Genomic DNA, 21,702 nt, shown 5'->3' on the forward strand with positions numbered 1-21,702 from the left:
CCTCATTCATTTGGATTCATTGTACTCCATCCGCCGAGAGGGTTCAACAGGCCCCGCCTCAGAAACTGAACAAAAATCCTGGGAGGACAACTGGTGGAGAAACGTCTCTTCACACTCGCTCCGCAGCCACTCGTTGACATACCGTTGCGTGTGGAGAAATCCGCGAAAACGGGCCTTCACTTCGCGGACATCGGACAACTGCCTCACCTCGATGATCTCTCCCCCGATCCGGCGCAATTCCCTCCGGGCGTTCAGTGCGTCCCTTGCGACGCGCTTCCGGATTTCCTCCAGCGCTTTTCCGATGGGTCGGCGCATTTTTACGGGAGTGTTTGCGATGGTCCGAAAGTCCCGTTCCAAGACCCGTTCCAACACTTCCAGCAAGACAACCCGCTTCACCAGGTCGGCGAAAAGGCGATATTCCTCCGGAGCGATCAGCATCGTCCATCCCACCCCAGTGAAAAGGCGTTTACCTTTATTATATGCAAACGTATGTTCTTGTTTCTCTGGTATTTTTTTCTGCTGTATTTACATATATAATAAACAATATTGTTTATTATATGTGTAAATAGGGTACAAAAAGGTGGAGACACGATTTGGACAGGGAGGGTGCCGTATTGATGCACAGTCCTTACGAGATGGAATGGATGGCCGAGGAAAGGATGAAAGAATTGGAGAAAGTGATCCTCCGTTCACGGCAAAGAAATCTCCGTATCTCCGGGGGGTTTGTGTTCAGGCGGGTCCTCAGCATCTTTTGGCGCAGGAAATAGGAAAGAGAGGCGGGTTCCCCGGCCCGCCTCTCCTCCTCACATGACGGGACGGCTGGGCTCGGAAATGTTGCTCAGCGCATGTCCCGCTTCATCGGCGAAGGGTTGACGGACAGCCAGATCGCCGATGGAGACGACCCCCACCAGCTGGCCGTTTTCCACCACGGGAAGCCGGCGAATTTGGTGCTGGGCCATGAGTCGGGCCGCTTCATCGACGGACATGTCCGGCGTACCCGTCACCGGGGCGTTGGTCATCACATCCGCCACCTGCTGGGAATTGGGTTTCTTATCGGCGATGCCCCGGATCACCAGATCCCGGTCGGTGATGACCCCGCGCAGCTGTCCGTTTTCGACCACGGGAATCATGCCGACGTTGTGCTGCTTCATCAGGTTGGCCGCCTGATACACATTGTCCTGGGGCGACACCGCGGCGACCTGGGTGGTCATGATATCTCTCAGCTGAGCCATTGTCGGGTTCCCTCCTTTTCTGCGGTTAGGTTGCTCCGACCCGGGAAAATGCATTCCTCCCGTCCGCGGACAGTATTTGTCAATGGAAGTCCCGGCGCCTGTCCACATACAGGGTGCCGTCGCTTTCCAGAGAAACGTAAACACATCCCGCAGCGACTTCACCTGCCGCTTTTTCAACTCATCCATCAACCACCGACCGCTTTTCCCCAGCACCCGCAGGTTCTCATATATGATCTGCCCGTCAACCACCAATTCCATCGGCACTTCCGGTTTTTTCCGGGGCTGAGAGAGGCTTTTCGGCGTCAACTGCTGATGCTCCGGTTTTCGCATCACTGAAAGGCTCCCGTCATTTTCCAGGATGGCGAACTGGACCTGGGAGACGTCAAACACGTCCTTTTCCCGGAGGAGATGCATGATTTGGTCGACGTTAAAACGTCTTTTGCGCAGGTTGTTCTCCAAAATCTTCCCTTCCTTGATGACGATGACCGGGTCCCCTTCCAACAGCTTTTTCGCCCAGCGGCTTTTCAAGGTGACATAGGACATCAAAAAAGTGAGTCCGCCGAACAGAACCAACCCGAAAAAGTGAAGGCCGGTTTCGGTATCGATGTCGGTGGCGGCGATGGAACCGAGGGGGATATGAATGCGCATCGTCCGATAGGCCCCGGTGCAAGCCGGACGGGGGCGAGCCGGTCCAATCCTGCCGGAAGAGCCGGCTCCTCAACCCCTGGTCGATCATACGCGCTCCTTTTCCCTTTGCTCCTTTTCTTCCCGCCACCACAGGGCCTCCTCAGGATCCTGCAAAACCTCCTTGATCTCGTGCTTTTCTTCGACGGCCGGCGGCGATCCCCGCAGCGCCTTGCCGGAGGGATCCTTGACGAACTTGGTCACGACGATCAGCCCGATCACCGACACGGCAACGAGATAATAAGCGGGAATCAGGCGATCTCCCGTCCAGTTGATCAGCCAGGAAACCACCAGGGGCGTGGTGCCGCCGAATACCGAGGCGGAAATGTTGTAGGTAATGGCCAGGGCACCGTACCTCACTTCGGTGTAAAAGAGGGAGGGAAGCAGGGAGGGCATCGTTCCCTGGAAGCTTGAGGAAAAAATGCCCAGGATCACCAGTCCCAGAAACACCCACAACACCTTCCCGTTCCCGATCAACAGGAACGAGGGAACGGACAACAACACCAGTCCCGCCAGCCCTCCCTGAACCACCCGCTTGGCCCCGATTCGATCGCTGAAATATCCCATCAACAACACGATCGGGATCATAATCGCCATCACGACGACGATCAGCAAAAGTCCCCTCGTCTCCCCGTAGCCGAGGACGGCGGACAGGTGAGAGGGCATGTAGGACAACACCGTGTAGTTGACGACGTTATAAAAAAAACCACGACTATCCCGATCAACAGGGTTCTCCAATAGGAAGCCAAAATGTCCCGGATCGACAGATAGGATTCCCGCTCCCGCGCCTCCTCCATCGCTTCAAAAGCGGGGGTCTCCTCGAGGCGCTCCCGCAGATAATAGCCGATCAGCCCCATCGGACCGGCGACCAGAAAGGGGATGCGCCATCCCCATCGGACCATGGTCTCGGAACCCAGCGTCATCGTGAGCAACGTGACAAAGGCGGCCCCGGCTATATATCCTGTCAGGGTCCCCACTTCCAGCCCGCTGGACATCACGCCCCGCTTCTTGTCCGGCGTCGACTCGGCGATGAAGGTCATCGCGCCGGCGTACTCTCCCCCGGTCGAAAAGCCCTGCACCAACCGGGCGATCAAGAGCAAAACCGTCGCCGTCGAACCAATGGTCTCGTAACTGGGAATCAAACCGATGCTCAGGGTGGAGACGGCCATCAGGATGAGCGTGATCGCAAGCACCCGCTTTCGGCCCCACCGATCGCCCAACATCCCGAAAACGATCCCCCCCAGCGGGCGGGCGAGAAAAGCGACGGCGAAGGTGGCGAAGGAATAAATCAGCTGGACCCCGCCCTTCATTTCGGGGAAGAAAACTTTCCCGATCGTCACCGCCAAGTAGGAGTAAATGCCGAAATCAAACCATTCCATGGCATTGCCGACGCTGGTGGCCAGGACCGCCCTTTTGGCCGTGTCCATGTCGACAACCGTGATGTCCTCTTTTTTCAGGCGGAATTTTTTCCGGCCTCCAAAAAACCGCTTTTTTCCGTTCTCCCGTTCAGACAATCCTCTGCCCTCCTGCCGGTCAAAGCATTCCGAGGTTAGTATGGAGGCAAAAAAAGTTTTTCATGCAAAAGAGCGGACTCCGCAACAAGTCCGCTCTTTTGACGAAGTGGATCAGCCGGTCCGCCTGTTCCCCTTCGGCTCCTTCCCCTTCCCTTGATCTTGCCGAAGGGTTTAAAGTAGGTGATCAGGGTCATGAGCAGAAGCGCCGCCAGATTGACCGCCCCTCCCAGCATGTTTGACATCCAGACCGACTGGAAGGCATCCCGACGAAAGGCGGCGTAGCCCCATTGTTCCGCGGCGCTCAGGAGAAAGGAAAACCACCGGCTGACAAAAAATATGGCAAACAGGATGATCCCCACGGTCAAAATCAGTTTAATGAGCACCCAGTAATACTTCGTAAGCCCCCAATTGGTCCAAACCGACAGGAGAACGCCGGAAATCAAGGCCGCAAGAGCCGGGTACTTGAGCAGCGTCTCGTCAACGATGTGCATGCTGGACAGCGTGTAGAAGAGCTGCTCCCCGTTTTCGGCACACTCCTCATGTACCATCCCAGCAGCAGCATGCAGCAGGTACCGCCGAACCAGGCCATGACGGAAAGGACGTAGATCGCCACCAGCAGTTGTTTTTTTCGCAAACTCAAACGATAAGCCATCAGACCAACTCCTTTAGGTGCGATGATTGTTCGCCCCGGCCCATCACCAAGAAGGCCTTCGGCGAAAAGGCCGTGACAAGGAAGCGCCCGGGACTCTGAACCATCGTCGAGGACGTCAACGATCACATTTCGCAACAGGATGCTGACCAGACAGAGGGCGGATTTCATCTTGGAGATCAAGGGGCGATTCCCGTAAGGATCCCGGCATCCCGACGGGCGAAAAAATGTGTGCGTCCCTTCTGCCGCCGTAAACGCCACGGCATTTTCGGCGAACCGGGAACGGATGGAAAGTGTTCGGGTATAAAATCAGCGCTTCGGAGAAATGGCACCAAAAAGTATGCCGCCCACAGATGAAAGCAGCGGGGAGCTCATGAAAATCGATTTCTGGATTTTTTCCATGTATGGATGGAGCTATCCCCATCCTAACGGGTGGATGTTGTGATCTTATGACAAACTTCTGCGGGATCGATGAAATCGGGTGGAACCGGAAAGCTCAGCCGTTATCATAGAAAGAGAGCCGATGTGAGGGGGAATGAGAGGATGTCCCACACCCTGCTGCTGGTGGACGATGAAGAAAAAGTGCTTGACTTTATGGAGCCCTTTCTGCAGCAGGAGGGGTTTCGCACCGCAACGGCCAAAACGGGCCTTGAGGCCCTGCGAAAGGCCGAGGAGGTGAAACCCTCCCTTGTCGTCCTGGATTGGATGCTTCCGGAGATGAGCGGCATCGAAGTGTGCCGAGAGCTGCGCAAAAGGGATCGGATGGGCATCATCATGGTGACGGCCCGGACCGAAGAGACGGACAAAATCATCGGGCTGGAAGTGGGGGCTGACGACTACATCACCAAACCCTTTTCCCTGCGGGAGCTGGTGGCCCGCATCCGCGCCGTGCTGCGACGGATCGAAGGAGACCGGGGCGACGGGGAGGCGATGCGGCGCGGCGAGCTGGTGATCTCCGAACCCCGGCGCCGCGTCTGGAAACGGGGAAAGGAAATCTCCCTGACGCCCACGGAGTTCAAATTGCTCCTCACGCTGGCCGCCAGGCCGGGAATCGTCTACAGCCGGCTGCAGCTGTTGGAGTCCCTGGATGACGCGCTGTGGAACGACGAGCGGACGGTGGACGCCCATATCAGCCGGCTCCGCAAAAAAATCGAGGACGACCCCGCAACGCCCGTCTACATTCAAACGGTCTACGGATTCGGCTATCGGTTCGGTGACCCCAAATGAGCGTCAGCCGCAAACTGTTCATCGCCATGGCGGCGTTCATTGTGGGAATGGGCTTGGTCTTTGCCTTCGTCACCCAAATCGTGTTGCGGGACGCCCTCGAAGTGTTGGTGGCGGCCCCCCGGAAAGAGAACATTGATGAGTTGTCCCGCCTTTTTGCCGACCACTATGAAAAGAGCGGCGGATCCTGGGAAGACCTGCACAGCCTCGAGATCGAAAAAAGACTGCATGCGGAAAGCGGTCAAAGGGCCAGTATCGTCCTTCAGGCGCCAAATCGTCAGATCCTGCTCGCCGCGGGGGAAGCCGACCAGCCCACCGTGCTTCGGTTCGGGATCCGAAACCTGGTGCGGCTGAAGGGAGATACGATCGGATTTTTGTACTATCACGATCCGGCCATCGATTACATGTCCCGTCTGCGGATCGGCATCCTGGATTCCACGAAGTTTCTCCTCATTCTGGGAACCCTGTTCCTCGTCGCCCTCTCCCTTCTGGTCGCGTACGGCTTGGCCAAATGGCTGACCGCCCCCCTCCGGCGGCTGATCCCCGCGATCGACCGGCTGGGAAAAGGGGAGCTCGGAATTCAGGTGCCGGTCACCACCGGCGATGAATACGGAAAAGTGGCCAACGCGTTCAACGACATGTCCAATCAGCTGAAGAAGGCCGAGGAGATCCGAAAAAATTTGGTCGCCGACGTCGCCCATGAATTGCGAACACCGCTCACCATCATCCGGGGCAAACTGGATTTCCTGCAGCAAAGCGGACGGCCGATCCCGCCGGAAAACCTTCTGTCCTTGCAGGACGAACTGATCCGCCTGACCCGTCTCGTCGAGGATCTCCATCAGCTGACCCTGGCCGAGGCGAAACAGCTGCCCCTGGAACGGAAGCCGACGCACATCCCGGATCTTTTGCGACGAATTTTGGATCGCATCGGCCCCGAAGCCGCCAATAAGGGAATTCATCTCTCGCTCGAGGACTTTTCCGGGGAGGGGACCCTTTCCGTCGATCCGAACCGGATCACCCAAGTGTTTCTCAACCTGCTGGTCAACGCCCTTCGCTATACCCCTTCGGGAGGATCGATACGAGTCCAAATCGACAGGGAAGAAGGGCCCGCCCCAGGGCAGGACATGTTGCGGGTGAGCGTCGCCGACACGGGCACCGGCATCGAGCCGGAGCATCTCCCCCGCCTCTTCGACCGGTTCTACCGGTCCGACCAAGCCCGCACGCGAAGCAGGGGAGGTTCGGGATTGGGACTCGCCATCGCCAAGGAATTCGTCACAGCCCACGGCGGAACGATCGATGTGGAAAGCGAGCCCGGCCGCGGGACCACCTTCATCGTCCGGTTGCCTTGTTCAAAATAAACGTTGACGAAGGCATCCCGCCGATCCCTCCGCCCGAAAAGACAACCCGCTCTTTTGGAAAGCAGGTGAAGATCATGACAAGGTGTCGGGAGGGACGATGCTTTGCCGAGCGGCGCATTGAAGCGGAGGCGAAATATCGCGTCCCGACCTTTTTAAGAGCGTTGTGAAACAATCCCTTCGAAGCCGAAGAGGGGTGTACCGCTTCGTATCGCCACATGTCAAAGGCACTCAGCGGTACACCCCTTCTCCCGACATCATGTTTTACAGAGCTTTTGGCACGGCGCCTGTCAAAGTCAGACCGGCTTCTTCGAGAAAAGCCGGTTTTTGTTCTGCGCACCGTGGCTCCGACGAAGAATATAAGAATTTGTTAAGGTTTGCGTCAGGATGTTGTAAGCATCGCAGTTTATGATACCCGCGGAATCCGTCGGAAGGAGTGACAGGATGAAGAAACTGCTGTTGCTGATCGGCCTGGCCGCTTGCATCTCCCTGACATCTTGTACATCCCTCCTGGGAAATCTCAATCATCAGCTTCCCGTCGAGGAAAGAGCCGGATGATGCAAGGCGATGATGCACCAGAGGCTGTGAAAATGGCCAAATGGAAGGGCTCCTGTATTTCGCAGGAGCCCTTCTATGGGTACCGTTCTTTATCCAGCTGTTAATGAAAGTTTTCTGTATGTTTTCGGTCCAGCTGTTTTTTGTAGAGAAGTATCGCTACCAGCCCCGCCACAGCAAGCATTATAGAGGCGATGGAAAGCAAGCTGTATACAAAAATGGTGGACGGCTTTCCCGCCAGCAAAGCCACCAAAACCGCATAGACCAAACCAACTATACCAAACACCAAATTGGGTGAAAACCCGATGAGGCTTGATTGAATCAACACATCTTCCGTCTGCCGTTCGTATACCCACTTGGCATAATAAAACCATCCAAAGAGGTATACGAAGAAAAACAATCCCACAACGGAGTAAACGACCAGAGGTTTCCCCGGCATGATGAGCGCGACAACCGCAACCAACAGCCCCAGGACCAAAGCGATCAGCACATTCAGGCAAAACAGCCGAAAGCCGAATGTCCAGACTGTTTTCATCCTTCCGCATCCCTCCCAACCGGATCCGCCGGGGATACGCCCTGTTCCTTTCAGCAGGCCGGTTCATCCGCCTTCTCCCGCCGCCCTTCCCCCCGCAGATAGGCGAGCGCCGACGAGAGAAGCAACCGGGCGGCGACCTTCATCGCGCGTTCGTCGAAATCGAACCGGGGATGATGATGGGGAAAATCGCAGTTCTTTTCCGGATTTCCCGCTCCGACAAAACAAAAGGCCCCCGGAACCTTTCCGAGATAATAGGCAAAATCCTCCGCGGCCATCACCGGCTGAAGCTCCCACACCCGGTCGTCGCCGACAAGGCGTCGGGCCACGCCGGCCACCCGGTGGGCTTCGACGGTATCATTGACCACCGCGGGATATCCCCACTGGTAATCCACCCGACAGGTGGCTCCGTACAGCGAGCAGGAATTTTCCGCGATTTCCCGGATCCGCTGATGCATCTGCTCCCGAAGGACCGGGTCGAAGGTCCGCACCGTCCCCGTCAATGTACACCGCTCGGCGATCACGTTGAAGCCCTGTCCGCCCTGGATCGTTCCCACGGAGATCACCGCGGACTTGAGCGGATCAACCTGGCGGCTGATCAGGGTTTGCAGATGGACGATGAGATGGGAGGCGACCACGATGGCATCCACCGATTCATGGGGAAGCCCTCCGTGTCCCCCCTTCCCGAAAATATCGATCTGAAAGGAATCGGCGGCCGCCATGAGGGGACCGGCCTTGATCCCGACCACCCCGACCGGGAGCGGAGTCCAGAGATGGACCCCGTACACGGCGTCCACACCGTCCAAGGCACCGTCCTCGATCATCTCCCGGGCCCCTCCGGGGATGACCTCTTCGGCGTGTTGGAAGAGAAACCGGACCCGTCCGGGAATCTCCTCCCGCATCTCGGACAAGAGCCTCGCAACCCCCAGGAGAACGGCCATGTGACCGTCATGTCCGCAGGCGTGCATCACTCCGGGAACCCGCGACCGGTATTCGCAGTCCTTTTCGTCTTGGATGGGAAGGGCATCCATATCCGCCCGCAGGGCGACGGTTTTCCCCGGCCGTCCGCCGGTCAGCGTCCCCACGACCCCGCGCCCTCCAACCCCTGTGCGCACGTCGATGCCGCACTCTCTGAGAATCTCCGCGACCCGTGCCGGCGTCCGCTCTTCCCGGAAGGACAGTTCGGGCTCCATGTGGAACCTTCTCCGCCACTCAACCATCTGGGAAAAGATCTTCTCGATCCGCTCACTCAGCCGGTCCAAACTTCCCATCTCCTTCCCCGTGGAAAATGCTCCCGCTTTTAAGTATCGGATAAATGGGGCGCGAGCGCCACCTGTTAACGGATTCCAATTCGCTTTCATACATCCGGCAACGGATCCAATTGTCATTTCCTCGCCATTGCATCGCGGTGCGGAACATACTATCATGGATGAGATGAAACTGTTCGCGCAGCGAGGAGGGAGTTGCCATGGTACTCGAAGATACCGGCCTGAACGGCATCCGCAAGGATTTCGGCACCGTGGACAAGGTGATCCGCGGCCTCGGCTTTGATCGGTGGTCCTGGGATTACGACAAAGCGGTCTACGACTTGAAACTGATCGACCGGGAAAAGGGCACCGTTTATTACCTGCGGGTGCCCGCCGAAGTGATCCAGGGTCGCTTGGAAAACCCCAAGGCGACGGTGGAATTGGGAACCCCGGTGTTCGGACGTCACCTTTATCCCCACGGGGTGGACTACGAAGCGACCATCCCCGAATCCCTGGAGAAAACCGTGAAGGAAAAGGTGGACGCCCTGAAGGAGGCCCTTTCCTGACCAAGCAGCGGAAAACAACGGACACCCCTGCCGGATGGGGTGTCCGCTTTCGGTTTATTTGACCCGATCCTCTTCCTCCGCTTCCTGAAACTCGACCCCTTCCACCTTCACGTTGATCTCCACCACGCGCAGGCCGGTCATCGTCTCTACGGCTTCCTTGACATTTTGTTGCAACTGGTGTGCCACTTCGTGAATCTTCTCCCCGTAATTGACGATCACGCGGAGATCGATGGCGGCTTCCACCTGCCCCACTTCCACCGAAACCCCGCGGGTCACGTTTTTCCCACCGACCCGCTTCGCCCATCCCTCCGTGATGCCGCCCGACATGCCGGCGACACCTTTCGTTTTGGTGGCCGCCAGGCTGGCGATGACGGCCACCACATCATCGGCGATCTGTATGGTGCCCTGTGAACCGTTGTCCGTCATGCTTCAAGCCCCCTCAAACACTGTTTCCTGGTTCGTTTTACCCGTCAGAGCGATTTTACCATACCTCCGTCGATCAGGAGTGTCGATCCGGTGACATAAGTGTTGGCTTCGGAGGCCAGGAACGCGACGACCCGGGCGAATTCCTCCGGGCGACCGTAGCGGCCAAGCGGAATCGCGGCCTCGAAGGAGCGGCGCACCTCCTCCACCGGGACGCCTTCCATTCCCGCCTTGGCCTGGTCCAATTCCCTCACCCGGTCGGTGTCGATCCGGCCGGGACAGACCGTGTTGACCAGAATTCCCCGGGGGCCCAGCTCTTCGGCCAGGGTTTTCATCAGCCCGGCCACCCCGGCGCGCATGGTATTGGAGAGGATCAATCCGGGAATCGGCTGCTTCACGGAAGAGGAAGCGACGGCCAGAATGCGCCCTCCCCGGGGCATGTGAGGCAACGTGGAGCGAACCAGACGAACGACGCTCAGCAGATTGGTTTCGAAGGCTTTCTGCCACGCCGCATCATCGAAGGATTCCAGGGTTCCCCCCGGAGGCCCCCCCGCGTTGCACAGCAGGATGTCGATCTTCCCCCAGCGGTCCACCGTTTCGCGAACCACCCGCTCGATATCCTCCAACCTCGAAACGTCCGCCTCAAAACCGGCCGCATCCGCTCCGGTCTTCCCGGCGATTTCGGCCGCGGCCTGCTGAATCCGTTTGCCGTCCCGGCTGCACATGGCCACATGGGCTCCCTCTTCCGCCAGCTTCTCGGCGATGGCTCGCCCCAATCCGCGGCTGGCCGCCGTCACCAACGCAATTTTTCCCTTGAGTCCGAGATCCACTCGGCATCCCCCTTCCATCGTCAGGATGTTTCATTCGTTGCAGTAAAGGCTTATCCCACCATATACCCCGCGATTTTCACGATTGTACGCACCTGGGGATGGTCGAGGTTTACCTTGTACCCGTAATAAATGTTTCCGTCCACCACGATTTCATAGGGTTCCAGGAAACGCCCCCGGATCAACTTGGCGAACAGCTGGTTGGCTTCCGCCTCATCGATATGAAATTTGCGTATCAAGTCCTTCTTGATCCAGTTGCTCCCGTAACTTTTCCCCGCATTGTTCGGGTCTTGATACCATTCGTAAATCTGGATCACCGCGTTTTGCAGCATCCGATCCAACCGGGACAAATTTTGCAACTGGGGAATATTGAGGAATTCGAACAAATTGTGCACCTGATCGCAAAACTCGGGCATCGAAGCCGATTTGGACAAACTTTCGTCAAACAGGCAGAACAGCTCCACCCGCTTGCCCCGGGACCACAGCCGGTCCAACAGCGGGACCATGTCCTGATCGGCGCTGACGATCACAAAGGTGGTCACGTCCGGAATCTGGTATAATACTTCCATGGCATCCAGGCATAATTGAATATCTGCGGCATTTTTCCGCTCTTCTCCTCCTCTCCCGTTGCCGTACACCTGATGGATGTGCACCCGCTTCCGCTGCAGGCTCATCATCGAAAGATCAAGCTGCTCGAAGTCCGCATAGGCTTCGATCATCCGAATCGCCCGTTTTCCATAATGCTCTTGAAGGCGTAAAAAAAGATTGTGGCTCGGTTCGGGATGATCGGGATCGAGATGATATTTTTTCAGCCCATAATAAACATTTTCTAAATCAATAAAAATGGCAATATGCTTGTCCGAGTCCATGTAAGCAATCCTCCAACCCCCGCTTTCATCGTAATGCATGTTTACTTCTACATATCAAATGGGGAATCCTTTTTATATCCGGTCGTCTCTTTGAGGAATCCTATGAAGATGATGCCGGAGATTTGAAGGAGTGGAAAACATCCGTGAAAAATCAATGGCTGTTCGCGCTGATCGCCGTCACCACCCTGTTGAGCGCCGGTACCCATTATCTCAGCGAAAACGAATCGATCCGCTTCGCCTCCGCCAGCCTGTCGCTCCTGTTCTGGGCCGCCCTGATGGGCAAAGCCACGGAAGCCGTCGCCCACTACGCCGGCGAACGCCTCGGCGGTTTTCTCAACGCCACCTTCGGCAACGCGGCCGAGCTGATCATCGCCATCTTCCTGGTCAAAGAGGGATACTTCGACATGGTGAAGGCCAGCATCACCGGCTCCATCATCGGCAATATGCTGTTGGTGCTGGGGCTGAGCCTGCTGTTCGGGGGACTCCGGTACAAGATCCAGTCCTTCAACCCCATGTTGGCGGGCCATAACGCCTCTTTGATGCTGCTCTCCGTCATCGCCCTCTTCATTCCCGCGGCCTTCCTGAACGAGTTGGATGCGGGCGAAATCGAGCTTCTCAGCCTCATCATCTCCGGCGTTCTCATCCTCTGCTATTTTCTCTGGCTGCTTTTTTCCCTGGGAACTCACCGGAAGGAATTGGGGGAATCCCTGGACGGCCTGCCCGATTCACCGGAGGGCGGCGCATCCCGGGATGAAGGAGAATCTCCCGGCTGGTCCCGGGGCGTTTCGATCCTTCTTCTGATCATCTCCACCGTCTTCGTGGCGATTCAGAGCGAATGGTTGGTGGGCAGCGTGGAAGCCGTCGCCCACGCCCTGGGTTGGTCGGAGCTGTTTATCGGGGCCTTCCTCATCGCCATTATCGGAAATGCTGCCGAACACAGCGCCGCCATTTTCCTCGCCCTCAAGAACCGGATCGGCGCGGCGGTGGAAATCGCCATCGGCAGCAGCCTCCAGGTGGCGCTCTTCGTCGCGCCGATGCTGATCTTCATCAGCCTCCTGTTCGGCGAGCCGATGGATCTCGTCTTCACCGGCTACGAACTGGCAGCGGTCGCCGTCGCCGCCTTCATCGCCAAATCGATCTCCCGGGACGGCTCCACCAACTGGTACGAAGGCGTTCTGCTCCTGTCGGTATACATCATCCTGGGAACCGCCTTTTTTGTGGTGGATTGAAGAAAAAAGGCGGCCGACTTTCCGAGTCCGCGGACTAACCGGGACGGGAGGCGAGACCCTTCCTCCGACTCCCGAGATACCGAAAAACCGCCCGTGTGGGCGGTTTTCGCAGCTTACGAGGTTTCAGGCGCTCGTGCGGGTTCTTCGTGGATCACTTCGTCGATGGACCGGGCTTCTTCGCCTTCACCCAGAGGATCATTCTCGTATATCACCTCGTCGGCGGAGAAGGGGGCTTCTCCCCCATCCCGCCGAATGACTTCGGGAAAACTCCGATCGCGACCCATTCCCTATCACCTCCGGCGGATTCAGCAAGCGTGATGTTATCCTTAATATGTGCCCGCCCGCCGAATCTAAACGCCGGCTTCCGGGGTCGTTCATCCGGGCATCGGACCGATATAGACGGCATCGGGGCGAATCAACCGGTTGCTTTCCGCCTGTTCCATGGCGTGTGCCGCCCAACCGACAATCCGGCTGCAGATGAAGGTGGGAGTGAACAGCTCCTTCGGCAGGCCGACAGCACGAAATACGGCGGCGGCGTAATATTCCACGTTGGTGTGGATGCGCCTTCCCGGTTTATACTCACCCAACAGGCGCAAAGCTTCCTCCTCTACCCGAACCGCCAGGCGGAACCACGGCTCCCCGGCGGCCAGGCGGACGGCGATTTCCCGCAGCGCCGCCGCCCTCGGATCCTCCGTCTTGTAGATCCGATGGCCAAACCCCATCAGCCGTTCGTTTCGCTCCAGCCGCTTACGAATCCACGGTTCAATCCGCTCTTCGGCGCCGATCTCATCCAGCATGCTCTCCACACCCGCGGGAGCCCCGCCGTGCAGGGGTCCCTTCAGCGCTCCGATCGCCGCGACGATGGCGGAGATGAGATCGGAACGGGTGGATGTAACCACTCTCGCGGCGAAGGTGGAGGCGTTCATCCCGTGTTCCGCCGTCAGGACGAAGTAAGTCTCCAGGGCGCGGACATGGGCGGGGGAAGGAACCTCGCCCCGCAGAAGATACAGGTAGTGAGCCACATGGGAAAGATCGGAACGGGCCTCCGGCGGCTCGGAACCGGCGAGATGGTGGCGGCGAAAGGCGATGATCGTGGGCAGGACGGCGGCAATGCGGATCGCCTGCTCCCGGGTGGGCGGCCCTTCGAAAGACGCGCTCCCCAGCGCGGATACCGCCGTCCGGATGACGTCCGTCATCTCCACCTCCCGGGGAATGGCGGCGATCAAATCCTTGAGGTATCCCGGCAGAACGCGGGCGCTCGCCCACTCCCGGCGAATCGTTTCCCTTTCGCCGGAATCCGGGAGGACGCCGTTCCACAAGAGGAAGGCAACCTCCTCCAGTGAGCGGGTGCGGGCCAAATCCTCCGCCCGGTGACCCCGGTAGATTAAGCGCCCCCTCTCCCCGTCCACATGGGAGATCTTCGTTTCCGCCGCCACGACCCCTTCCAATCCCGGTTTCACGCTCAATTCTCTTCCACCTCCAAAACTGGCGATTCAATTTCAACATACCGGATCGATTGCAAAAAAACAATTTTATTGTTATTATCAACTTGATAAACTATTTTTATCGAAAGGGTCATCCGCATGCATTTCCAGCAACTGATCACCTTTTTGGAAGTGGCCAAGAGGCGGCATTTTCGGAAAGCCGCTGAGCACCTGCGGCTCACCCAGCCTGCCGTGAGCGCCCAGATCCGGGGACTGGAGGAGGAATTGGGAATCACCCTGTTCCAGCGTCACCCCTTCGCCCTCACGCCTGCGGGCAAGGCGTTCATCCCCTACGCCAAGCAGGTTCTCACCCTGATGGAGGAAGGGAAGCGGGCCGCGCTCGATTCCGAAAACAGCCTCCCGGAAGAGGTGACCGTGGCCATCTCCTCCGGCATGGCCTTGCCCATCCTGTCCCGGCTTCTCAAATATTTTCGCCAGGAACATCCGCAGGTCCGCGTCACCATCCGCACCAAAAAGCGAAACGAATTGCTCCGGGGATTGCGGGAGGGGGAAGTGGATGTCGGCATCGTTTACGGCATCCCGGAAACCCGCCACATCCGGTCCCAGGTGATCCACTACGACACCCTCACCCTCATCGCGCCCACGGATCACCCGATCGCGCGCGTCCCGTATCTTCCCCTGGAGCGGCTCGCCGACGTTCCGCTGTTGGCCCTCTCCGCCGAAACGGAGGAACAGCAACTGATCAATCGACTGCTGGGAGCGCGGGGGATCGATCCCCCCGTCGCCGTGGAACTGTGGAGCGTGGAGGAAATCCTTCGCATGGTGACACTGGGGTTCGGACCGGCGCTGGTCCCGAAGCTCGCCCTGCAGGGGGCGGAGGAGTCGGGAATCCGGGAAGTGCGAATCGTGGGCCTGGAAGTCCAGTGGCCCGTCACACTGGTGGTCCCCATGCAACGGGTTCTGTCCTCGGGGTTTCGCCAGCTGATGGACGATATTTGCGGCATTTATCCCCCGGAACCGGAGGCATGACCGGACAATCGGCAGACTTTGAAACCCGGGATCCGAGGGGGGCTTTTCCCCTTGCCCGGGCGATCCATCGATCTCTCCGACACGCGGTCAAGACTTCCTTCCGATCCGGAATCTTCGGCCCGCATCACGAGCCGACGATGAAAAACCACCCCGCCTCCGGAATGAACATTGCCTTTGCTGGGTGTAAAGATCCGCCGACTTCTTTCCCAGACCCTAAATACTTTGTCGTCGGTCTTTCCTTGTGTTCAGTCCCTCCAAAACAACAAAATCAACCTCACGGGAGAGGCCGGGCATTCGGGCAACCGCTCCCGGGACCGCGGTTCAATCCGTTCCGCACCCGTCGGGACAGGCACCGCATCGACCGATCAGAATCGGGTTTTCGTTCGTCGCATCAACGCATCAATGCACATACCGATAGGCAGACAGCGTCCGGTACCCCCATAAGAACACAATGATTCCGACAATGGCGGCCAAGACGAAGGCGGTGACCATCGGATCGTAGTGCGAACCGTAATTGGGAAACAGGAAAAACCCGACGTTGGCGCTGGCATGAAAGAGGATGGCCATCAAAACGCTATGTCCGGTGTTGTTGTAGATCCAGACGATGATAATCCGCAAAAACACGGTGACCACTCCGTGCCAAACGATCCAGGCCACATCGTGCCCGGCCTGAATGAACGGAACAATATGCCATACCGCCCATATTGCGCCGCATACAATGCCGGTCGTCAGCGCGCTCCAGCGCTGCTGCAACGGATCGACGACAAATGCCATCCAGCCCACTTCTTCCCCCACCGCGCCGATGATGAATACAGCGAAAAAAACCGGGATCATCGGTAAATGCAGTTCCGGTTCGGGAAGCGGGTAATCCATGAGAGACATGAACAGGTAGGAGACAAACAATGCCGCCGGCATGAGGAGAAGCGCCGGAAAAAACCAGGCTTTTCTCCGGATCGGACTGAAATCGATCACCCGTTTGAAAAGACTTCTGACCCCCTGTCCTTTCTCCTTTCCATAAGCAAAGATACATGCGGTAACCAGCGGAAAAAAGGCCATGAGCGAACTCACCGGCAGATTGATGGGAAGGCTGAGAGCCCTGTCTCCCACCAGCCAAAGAAAAAAAGAAAAAGCAAAAACCATCAAACAAAAATAAAGAGATGTCTTTGGAGATAACGCAGATGTCCGCATGCACCCACACCTCCTTTCTTGTTCCACTTTGGCTTTAATCCCCGAAAAACCTTCCTCAAGTCTTTCGCTCCCGAAACGGGGAGGAAATCTTCCCATGGTTACGGCGGGATCCGGTCCGAAGCTCGCCCTGCAGGGGGCGGAGAAGTCGGAAATCCGGGAAGTGAACCAGGGGAAAGAGGTTCAGTGCGGCATCCGGCGGTTCCCTACCGACGGAGTTTTAAGAGGGATAAACCTCCCATCAGTCAATAAAAAAGACTCCCCTTCAGTACGGAGTCTTCAGTCCCGGCAAATTCATCCCCGCTCCGGGAACGAGGCGCCGGGGAGGTCAGCGTTTTCCGATTTGTCTCAGCAATCTATCTCTCACCAGGGGAAGGAAGGACCTTCGTGTAAAGGTCGGCCAGTTTCTGTTCGAGATCGTGAATAATTTCCCGTCCGTCCTCCCTCGTGATCAATCCTGCTCGAACGGCGAAATCGATCTCGCGGGAGAGACCGAACATCTGGGTGTCCAGCACTTCTTCGTAGAGCGGACATTTGGGCGCTGTCAGGTTTTCCAGCTGGACCGCGATCAACTGCTGGATTTTTTGGGCGTCCTCCCGCAACAATTGCAAGGCGCGCTGACTTAAATCGACCTGAGTCGGCGTCCGCAAACCAAACCCCCCCATCCACCGTTAATCAACGGTTTGGAGAACGATGCATGGCTGTTGACTTCGTTCCCTTCACCGCTTGCCATTCGTGTCCCATTTGTCAACAGCCTCAGAGGATTCGCTTTTTTTCAGTTTAACACGTTCCATGAAGCTTTGCAAAGAAAGGCGGAAAAAGGGTGACACATTCGGACGAAAAAAGACAGGGGGGCACCGTCCGGGCACTTCGACGGCCGTCCGGTCCGCCTAAAAAATGCTCAGTCCCAGCTTTTTCGAAAAATCCTCAAGCAGTCGGATGCCCGTGATGCTGTTTCCCTTTTTGTCCAGGGCGGGACCGAACACTCCGATTCCCATCCTCCCGGGAACGAGGGCCAGTATCCCCCCCGACACGCCGCTTTTGGCGGGTATTCCCACGCGGATGGCGAATTCTCCCGACGCATTGTACATCCCGCAGGTCACCATGAAGGTTTTGACCAGCCGGGCGATATCGCCGGGGATCACCCGTTTTCCCCGCAGGGTCACTCCGTTTTGGGCCAGGCACAGTCCCATGCGGGCCAAATCGATGCAATCCACGCAAATGGAACATTGTCGGAAATAAACATCCAGCGTCTCCTCCACGTCGTCGATGGCGCCGCACCCTTTGAGAAAATAAGCCAATGCCCGGTTGCGGTCTGCGGTGTCCCTCTCGGAGCGGTAGACGGCCCGGTTCATGTCGATTTCCGGGTTGTCCGCCATCTCCCGGACCAATTGAATCACGCGCTCCGCCCGCTCCTCGACGGACTTTCCCCGGATCAACGAGCTGACGACGATGGCGCCGGCGTTGATCATCGGGTTGAGGGGTTTGGCCTCCTCGGTAATCTCCAATTTATACAACGAATGGAATGGATCTCCGGTAGGCTCCATGCCCACCTTGGCAAAAACCCTTTCCTCCCCGTGATCCATCAGCGCCACCATCAGCGAGATCAGTTTGGAAATGCTCTGAAGGGTGAAGCGCGTGCGATACGCGCCGGCGGCATGCACATCTCCCTTCGGATTGACCACGGCCACACCCAGCAGCCGGGAATCCTGTTTGGCCAGTTCCGGTATGTATTCCGCCACCTTTCCCTCCCTCGCGGCGGGACGGTGCTTCTCCACCAACGATTCCAACAACTTTTGCATGATTCCACCCCGACTGTTCGACCTCTTCACTCCCTTTTATTCTTCTCCGCCCGCCGGTCAAGTATAATGGAGGTTGATTGAAAAAAGGAAATGTGGAGGAATCCAGCGATGAACGACGTCATTCTGATCACCGGAGCGGTCGCCTTCCAAATCAACCTCGATCCCACAGTCTGGATTTTCGATGACCGGAAAACGGAAATGAGCCAATGGTTTCCCGGCGTGGAGGGATGGGGAATGCGGCTCGGTCCCTTCCTGGAGTACGCCCAGCCGGATCCGAAAGCCACGCACGTCATCTGCCACCAGTCGACAGGGGAAAAGGTGACGATATCCATGGATCAGGCCCGCAGCGCAATCCTACGTTTCAGCCGCGACGGCAAACCGATCCGCCCCGACGGCCCTGCTCTCCTCTATCTGGCCGACGGCAGCAACGTGGATCAGCCGATCGGTTATTTGACCCGGCTGGAAGTGGTCTGTGCGGAAGAATCCCCTGACCATCGGGAGTGACATCGGCCGGGAGGGGCGCCGGCGCAACCGGCACCCGGTCATCCGTCAATCGAGGATGTAGAAGGTTGCGGTGGAAAGAGCGATCCGCTTTCCCCGGTCGTCAAAGATCTCGCACTCGCCGACGGCCAGGTGCTGTCCCCGGTGGATCAGGCGGGCCCGGGAGACCAGTTCTTTCCCCCTTCCGGGTCGAAGATAATTCACCTTCATCTCGGCGGTGACCGCCCGTTTTCCCGACGGAAGGCTCTTGTTGATCAGCGAGCCGATCGTGGAATCCGCCAGCGATGCGATGATTCCGCCGTGGACGTTTCCTCCCCTGTTCAGCATGAACGGCGTGATCGGCACGCGGAACTGATACGCGCCCTCCTCGACGAACTCGCCGGCGAGGCCCAAAAAGCCGGAAAGATAAGCGCTTCCCCTCTCCCGCTTCTGACGGATCGCCTGCAGCGTCAACCGCAGCAGGGCCCGTTCCTCCTCCGATCCCGTCATGGCCACCTGTTTCAGCTCATCCCACAGCTTCAACCGTCATCCCTCCTCCAACAGAGACGAAAAAAGAGAAGCCCTGTCGCCTACGGGGCTTCCCTTCCCATTTTCCACAATTCCAGCCCTTTAAAGCTCCTTTTCCGCAGCCGCCGCCAACTCCGTCAGGCAGCTCCGGCAGATGTTCCGATTGCGGAACACGATCATATCCTTCGACTGACCGCAAAAAAGACAGGAGGGGGTATACTTCTTGAGAACGATGCTGCCGCCGTCCACGTAAATCTCCAGCGGATCCCGGACATCGATGCCCAGGGTTCTCCTCAATTCCACCGGAAGCACGACCCGGCCCAGTTCGTCCACTTTTCTAACGATCCCCGTCGCCTTCATCATGAGACCTCCTAGCAGCCAATTTTCCTGTTGATATTTACCATTCTTAACTGATATACCACTCTTAGCTTAAGGGTTAACATGCCGTACTTCCAGCGGAAATGTTTGGCATACATGTGTAAAAAATTCCCTATTTATATTTAGGGAAGGATTTTGCCGAAAAAGATGAGAATATAACCATCAGGCAATTTTGCTTCTTATTCGATTTCAACCAATTGATTAAGCGAGGTGAACCACTTGCTGGACATCATCAACAAGATCAACGAATACGTATGGGGATGGCCAACCCTTGTCCTGCTGGTTGGCACGGGCATTTTTCTTTCCCTTCGGCTTGGATTTCTTCAATTTTCTCAACTTCCTTACGCCTTGAAATTGGCCTTCGGCCGCCAACACCAGGACAAGAAATCGAAAGGGGACATCTCCCACTTTTCCGCCCTGATGACCGCCCTGTCGGCGACCATCGGAACCGGTAACATCGCCGGCGTGGCCACCGCCGTGACCATCGGAGGGCCGGGTGCCCTGGTATGGATGTGGATCACGGCCATTTTCGGGATGGCCACCAAATACGCCGAGGCGATCCTCGCCGTCAAATACCGGGTCACCAACGAGCGGGGCGAGATGTCCGGAGGCCCGATGTACTACATTGAACGGGGCCTGGGCATGAAATGGCTGGCCGTCCTGTTCGCCCTGTTCGGATCCGTGGCCGCCTTCGGCATCGGCAACATGGTGCAGTCCCATTCCGTCGCCTCCGCGTTCGAGGAAACCTTCGGCCTCACCCCCTGGATTACCGGCCTGATTCTGGCCGTCTGCACCGCCTTGGTGCTCATCGGGGGCATCAAATCGATCGGCCGCGTCTCCAACTACCTGGTACCCTTCATGGCGCTGTTCTACATCGCGGGTGGACTGATCGTCATATTGCTCAACCTGGATAAATTGCCGTCGGCCTTTGCGCTTATCTTCTCCGACGCCTTTACCGGTCAGGCCATGGCGGGCGGCGCAATCGGCACCGTCATCAAGATGGGGGTGGCCCGCGGACTCTTCTCCAACGAATCGGGGCTCGGTTCCGCCCCCATCGCGGCGGCGGCCGCCAAGACCGACCATCCGGGACGGCAAGCCCTGGTCTCCATGACGGGAACCTTCCTGGATACGATCGTCGTCTGTACCTTTACGGGCCTGACCATCGTGATGACCGGCGCGTATTTGGACTATGAACCGGGGGTTCTTGAAGGCGCCCAGGTGACGGTGGCCGCCTTCAACAGCGCTCTGCCGGTGCTGGGTGGACTGATCGTCACCCTCGGACTGATCCTGTTCGCCTACTCGACGGTGCTCGGTTGGTCCTATTACGGGGAAAAATGCTTCACCTATCTGTTCGGTGACCGCATGACCATGCCCTATCGCATCGCCTTTATCATCGCCGTCTTCATCGGCTCCCTGCTGAAGATCGACCTGGTCTGGGCGGCGGCCGATATGATGAACGGGCTGATGGCGGTTCCCAACTTGATCGGCCTGCTCTTCCTCTCCGGCGTCGTCGTCTCCGAAACTCGTTCCTTCCGCGAATATCTCAAGAAGGAACGCCTGGAATCGGAAAAGGCCTCTTCTGCCGGTTGAAGCACACGGCTGTACAACAAACCCTCCCCGAAAAAACGGGGAGGGTTTTTCACGGTTCCGGCTCCTCTCTTCCTTTCCGATTCACCTCGCCCACAACCATCCGGCGAAAGAAAAAGGAGAGGCCGCCCAAACCCAGGAGGGAAAACCCGCCCAAAGCGACAAACCATCCGGTGAAGCCGATGACGCTCAACCAGTAGGGATCATCGGTGTGGGGAATCATCCGGATCAGCGGTCCCTCCTCTCCATAAACCAGAGAGATGTGAGCCGGGCTCAGCGAAAAGCTGAGGAGCAAGGCGAGCAGGAGGGAAAAAGACACCCCCGCCAAGAGCATCGAACACCACGGACGGCGGACCAACCCT

General features: G+C 57.6%; 23 protein-coding genes and 2 pseudogenes. 7 read left to right on the top strand and 18 right to left on the bottom strand.

The window, feature by feature from the left end:
* Positions 1-6: 6 nt before the first annotated feature.
* From CLV97_RS00595 to CLV97_RS00610, 5 genes and pseudogenes are all read right to left on the bottom strand, one after another.
* On the bottom strand, positions 7-438 hold the full coding sequence (locus tag CLV97_RS00595) for a YhjD family protein (RefSeq protein ID WP_106343579.1): 432 nt from the start codon (positions 436-438) through the stop codon (positions 7-9).
* Positions 439-803: 365 nt separating this feature from the next.
* Positions 804-1,232, bottom strand: coding sequence for a CBS domain-containing protein (locus CLV97_RS18460; protein WP_245891313.1), 429 nt, complete (start codon positions 1,230-1,232; stop codon positions 804-806).
* Positions 1,233-1,376: 144 nt separating this feature from the next.
* Positions 1,377-1,880 (bottom strand): annotated as a pseudogene (locus CLV97_RS18465) (DUF421 domain-containing protein); the annotation flags it as partial.
* 84 nt (positions 1,881-1,964) lie between these two features.
* Positions 1,965-3,343, bottom strand: a pseudogene (locus CLV97_RS00605) (MFS transporter).
* A 122-nt stretch (positions 3,344-3,465) separates the two neighbouring features.
* Positions 3,466-3,978 (bottom strand): hypothetical protein, encoded by a 513-nt coding sequence (locus CLV97_RS00610; protein ID WP_106343581.1) that lies wholly within the window; start codon positions 3,976-3,978, stop codon positions 3,466-3,468.
* Between the two features lie 644 nt (positions 3,979-4,622).
* On the opposite strand from CLV97_RS00610, the gene CLV97_RS00615 reads away from it, so the two are divergent.
* Both CLV97_RS00615 and CLV97_RS00620 read left to right on the top strand, forming a co-directional pair.
* Positions 4,623-5,306, top strand: a complete 684-nt coding sequence (locus CLV97_RS00615) for a response regulator transcription factor (protein ID WP_106343582.1) — start codon at positions 4,623-4,625, stop codon at positions 5,304-5,306.
* Complete coding sequence (locus CLV97_RS00620) at positions 5,303-6,661, top strand: sensor histidine kinase (protein WP_106343583.1); 1,359 nt, start codon at positions 5,303-5,305, stop codon at positions 6,659-6,661. Before CLV97_RS00615 ends, CLV97_RS00620 begins: the two co-directional genes overlap by 4 nt.
* A gap of 655 nt (positions 6,662-7,316) precedes the next feature.
* Here the strand turns inward: CLV97_RS00620 and CLV97_RS00625 are convergent.
* Together CLV97_RS00625 and CLV97_RS00630 are read right to left on the bottom strand one after the other, a co-directional pair.
* Positions 7,317-7,748 carry a hypothetical protein gene (locus CLV97_RS00625; protein ID WP_106343584.1) on the bottom strand — a complete coding sequence of 144 codons (432 nt, stop codon included), beginning with the start codon at positions 7,746-7,748 and terminating at the stop codon, positions 7,317-7,319.
* A gap of 50 nt (positions 7,749-7,798) precedes the next feature.
* A complete protein-coding gene (locus tag CLV97_RS00630) occupies positions 7,799-9,016 on the bottom strand; it encodes a M20 family metallopeptidase (protein ID WP_106343585.1) in 1,218 nt (405 codons plus the stop codon).
* 197 nt (positions 9,017-9,213) lie between these two features.
* Here CLV97_RS00630 and CLV97_RS00635 point away from each other — a divergent pair, with 197 nt between their 5' ends.
* Positions 9,214-9,558, top strand: a complete 345-nt coding sequence (locus CLV97_RS00635) for a YugN family protein (protein WP_106343586.1) — start codon at positions 9,214-9,216, stop codon at positions 9,556-9,558.
* Positions 9,559-9,612: 54 nt separating this feature from the next.
* Here the strand turns inward: CLV97_RS00635 and CLV97_RS00640 are convergent, their stop codons facing one another.
* From CLV97_RS00640 to CLV97_RS00650, 3 genes are read right to left on the bottom strand one after another with little or no spacing between them, the layout of a single operon-like run.
* Entirely contained in the window at positions 9,613-9,984 is a 372-nt protein-coding gene (locus CLV97_RS00640) for an Asp23/Gls24 family envelope stress response protein (RefSeq protein WP_106343587.1), read from the bottom strand.
* Positions 9,985-10,028: 44 nt separating this feature from the next.
* Positions 10,029-10,811, bottom strand: a complete 783-nt coding sequence (locus CLV97_RS00645) for an SDR family oxidoreductase (RefSeq protein WP_106343588.1) — start codon at positions 10,809-10,811, stop codon at positions 10,029-10,031.
* Positions 10,812-10,861: 50 nt separating this feature from the next.
* Positions 10,862-11,677: an NYN domain-containing protein gene (locus CLV97_RS00650; protein ID WP_170070306.1), complete on the bottom strand. Its 816-nt coding sequence runs from the start codon at positions 11,675-11,677 to the stop codon at positions 10,862-10,864.
* Between the two features lie 143 nt (positions 11,678-11,820).
* Here CLV97_RS00650 and cax point away from each other — a divergent pair, with 143 nt between their 5' ends.
* Entirely contained in the window at positions 11,821-12,906 is a 1,086-nt protein-coding gene (gene cax / locus CLV97_RS00655; RefSeq protein ID WP_106343738.1) for a calcium/proton exchanger, read from the top strand.
* Between the two features lie 113 nt (positions 12,907-13,019).
* On the opposite strand, the gene CLV97_RS18010 is transcribed toward cax, so the two are convergent.
* Both CLV97_RS18010 and CLV97_RS00660 read right to left on the bottom strand, forming a co-directional pair.
* Positions 13,020-13,190 carry a hypothetical protein gene (locus tag CLV97_RS18010; RefSeq protein ID WP_170070307.1) on the bottom strand — a complete coding sequence of 57 codons (171 nt, stop codon included), beginning with the start codon at positions 13,188-13,190 and terminating at the stop codon, positions 13,020-13,022.
* A 90-nt stretch (positions 13,191-13,280) separates the two neighbouring features.
* A complete protein-coding gene (locus tag CLV97_RS00660; protein WP_106343590.1) occupies positions 13,281-14,372 on the bottom strand; it encodes a citrate synthase/methylcitrate synthase in 1,092 nt (363 codons plus the stop codon).
* A gap of 117 nt (positions 14,373-14,489) precedes the next feature.
* Between CLV97_RS00660 and CLV97_RS00665 the strand changes: the two genes are divergently transcribed.
* Complete coding sequence (locus tag CLV97_RS00665; RefSeq protein ID WP_106343591.1) at positions 14,490-15,380, top strand: LysR family transcriptional regulator; 891 nt, start codon at positions 14,490-14,492, stop codon at positions 15,378-15,380.
* A gap of 399 nt (positions 15,381-15,779) precedes the next feature.
* On the opposite strand, the gene CLV97_RS00670 is transcribed toward CLV97_RS00665, so the two are convergent.
* From CLV97_RS00670 to glsA, 3 genes are all read right to left on the bottom strand, one after another.
* Positions 15,780-16,595, bottom strand: a complete 816-nt coding sequence (locus tag CLV97_RS00670; protein WP_170070308.1) for a CPBP family intramembrane glutamic endopeptidase — start codon at positions 16,593-16,595, stop codon at positions 15,780-15,782.
* Between the two features lie 326 nt (positions 16,596-16,921).
* Positions 16,922-17,230, bottom strand: a complete 309-nt coding sequence (locus tag CLV97_RS00675; protein WP_106343593.1) for an Fpa/YlaN family protein — start codon at positions 17,228-17,230, stop codon at positions 16,922-16,924.
* A 225-nt stretch (positions 17,231-17,455) separates the two neighbouring features.
* Positions 17,456-18,367: a glutaminase A gene (gene glsA / locus CLV97_RS00680; protein WP_106343594.1), complete on the bottom strand. Its 912-nt coding sequence runs from the start codon at positions 18,365-18,367 to the stop codon at positions 17,456-17,458.
* Positions 18,368-18,475: 108 nt separating this feature from the next.
* On the opposite strand from glsA, the gene CLV97_RS00685 reads away from it, so the two are divergent.
* Positions 18,476-18,871, top strand: a complete 396-nt coding sequence (locus CLV97_RS00685; RefSeq protein WP_106343595.1) for a molybdopterin-binding protein — start codon at positions 18,476-18,478, stop codon at positions 18,869-18,871.
* Between the two features lie 45 nt (positions 18,872-18,916).
* On the opposite strand, the gene CLV97_RS00690 is transcribed toward CLV97_RS00685, so the two are convergent.
* Positions 18,917-19,390 carry a PaaI family thioesterase gene (locus CLV97_RS00690; protein WP_342749757.1) on the bottom strand — a complete coding sequence of 158 codons (474 nt, stop codon included), beginning with the start codon at positions 19,388-19,390 and terminating at the stop codon, positions 18,917-18,919.
* 87 nt (positions 19,391-19,477) lie between these two features.
* On the bottom strand, positions 19,478-19,738 hold the full coding sequence (locus CLV97_RS00695) for an AbrB/MazE/SpoVT family DNA-binding domain-containing protein (protein ID WP_281257560.1): 261 nt from the start codon (positions 19,736-19,738) through the stop codon (positions 19,478-19,480).
* 234 nt (positions 19,739-19,972) lie between these two features.
* Between CLV97_RS00695 and CLV97_RS00700 the strand changes: the two genes are divergently transcribed.
* Positions 19,973-21,343 (top strand): alanine/glycine:cation symporter family protein, encoded by a 1,371-nt coding sequence (locus CLV97_RS00700; protein WP_106343597.1) that lies wholly within the window; start codon positions 19,973-19,975, stop codon positions 21,341-21,343.
* A gap of 49 nt (positions 21,344-21,392) precedes the next feature.
* On the opposite strand, the gene CLV97_RS00705 is transcribed toward CLV97_RS00700, so the two are convergent.
* Positions 21,393-21,698 (bottom strand): hypothetical protein, encoded by a 306-nt coding sequence (locus tag CLV97_RS00705; RefSeq protein ID WP_146130373.1) that lies wholly within the window; start codon positions 21,696-21,698, stop codon positions 21,393-21,395.
* Positions 21,699-21,702: the final 4 nt, after the last annotated feature.

It is taken from the genome of Planifilum fimeticola (assembly GCF_003001905.1).
Lineage (GTDB): Bacteria > Bacillota > Bacilli > Thermoactinomycetales > DSM-44946 > Planifilum > Planifilum fimeticola.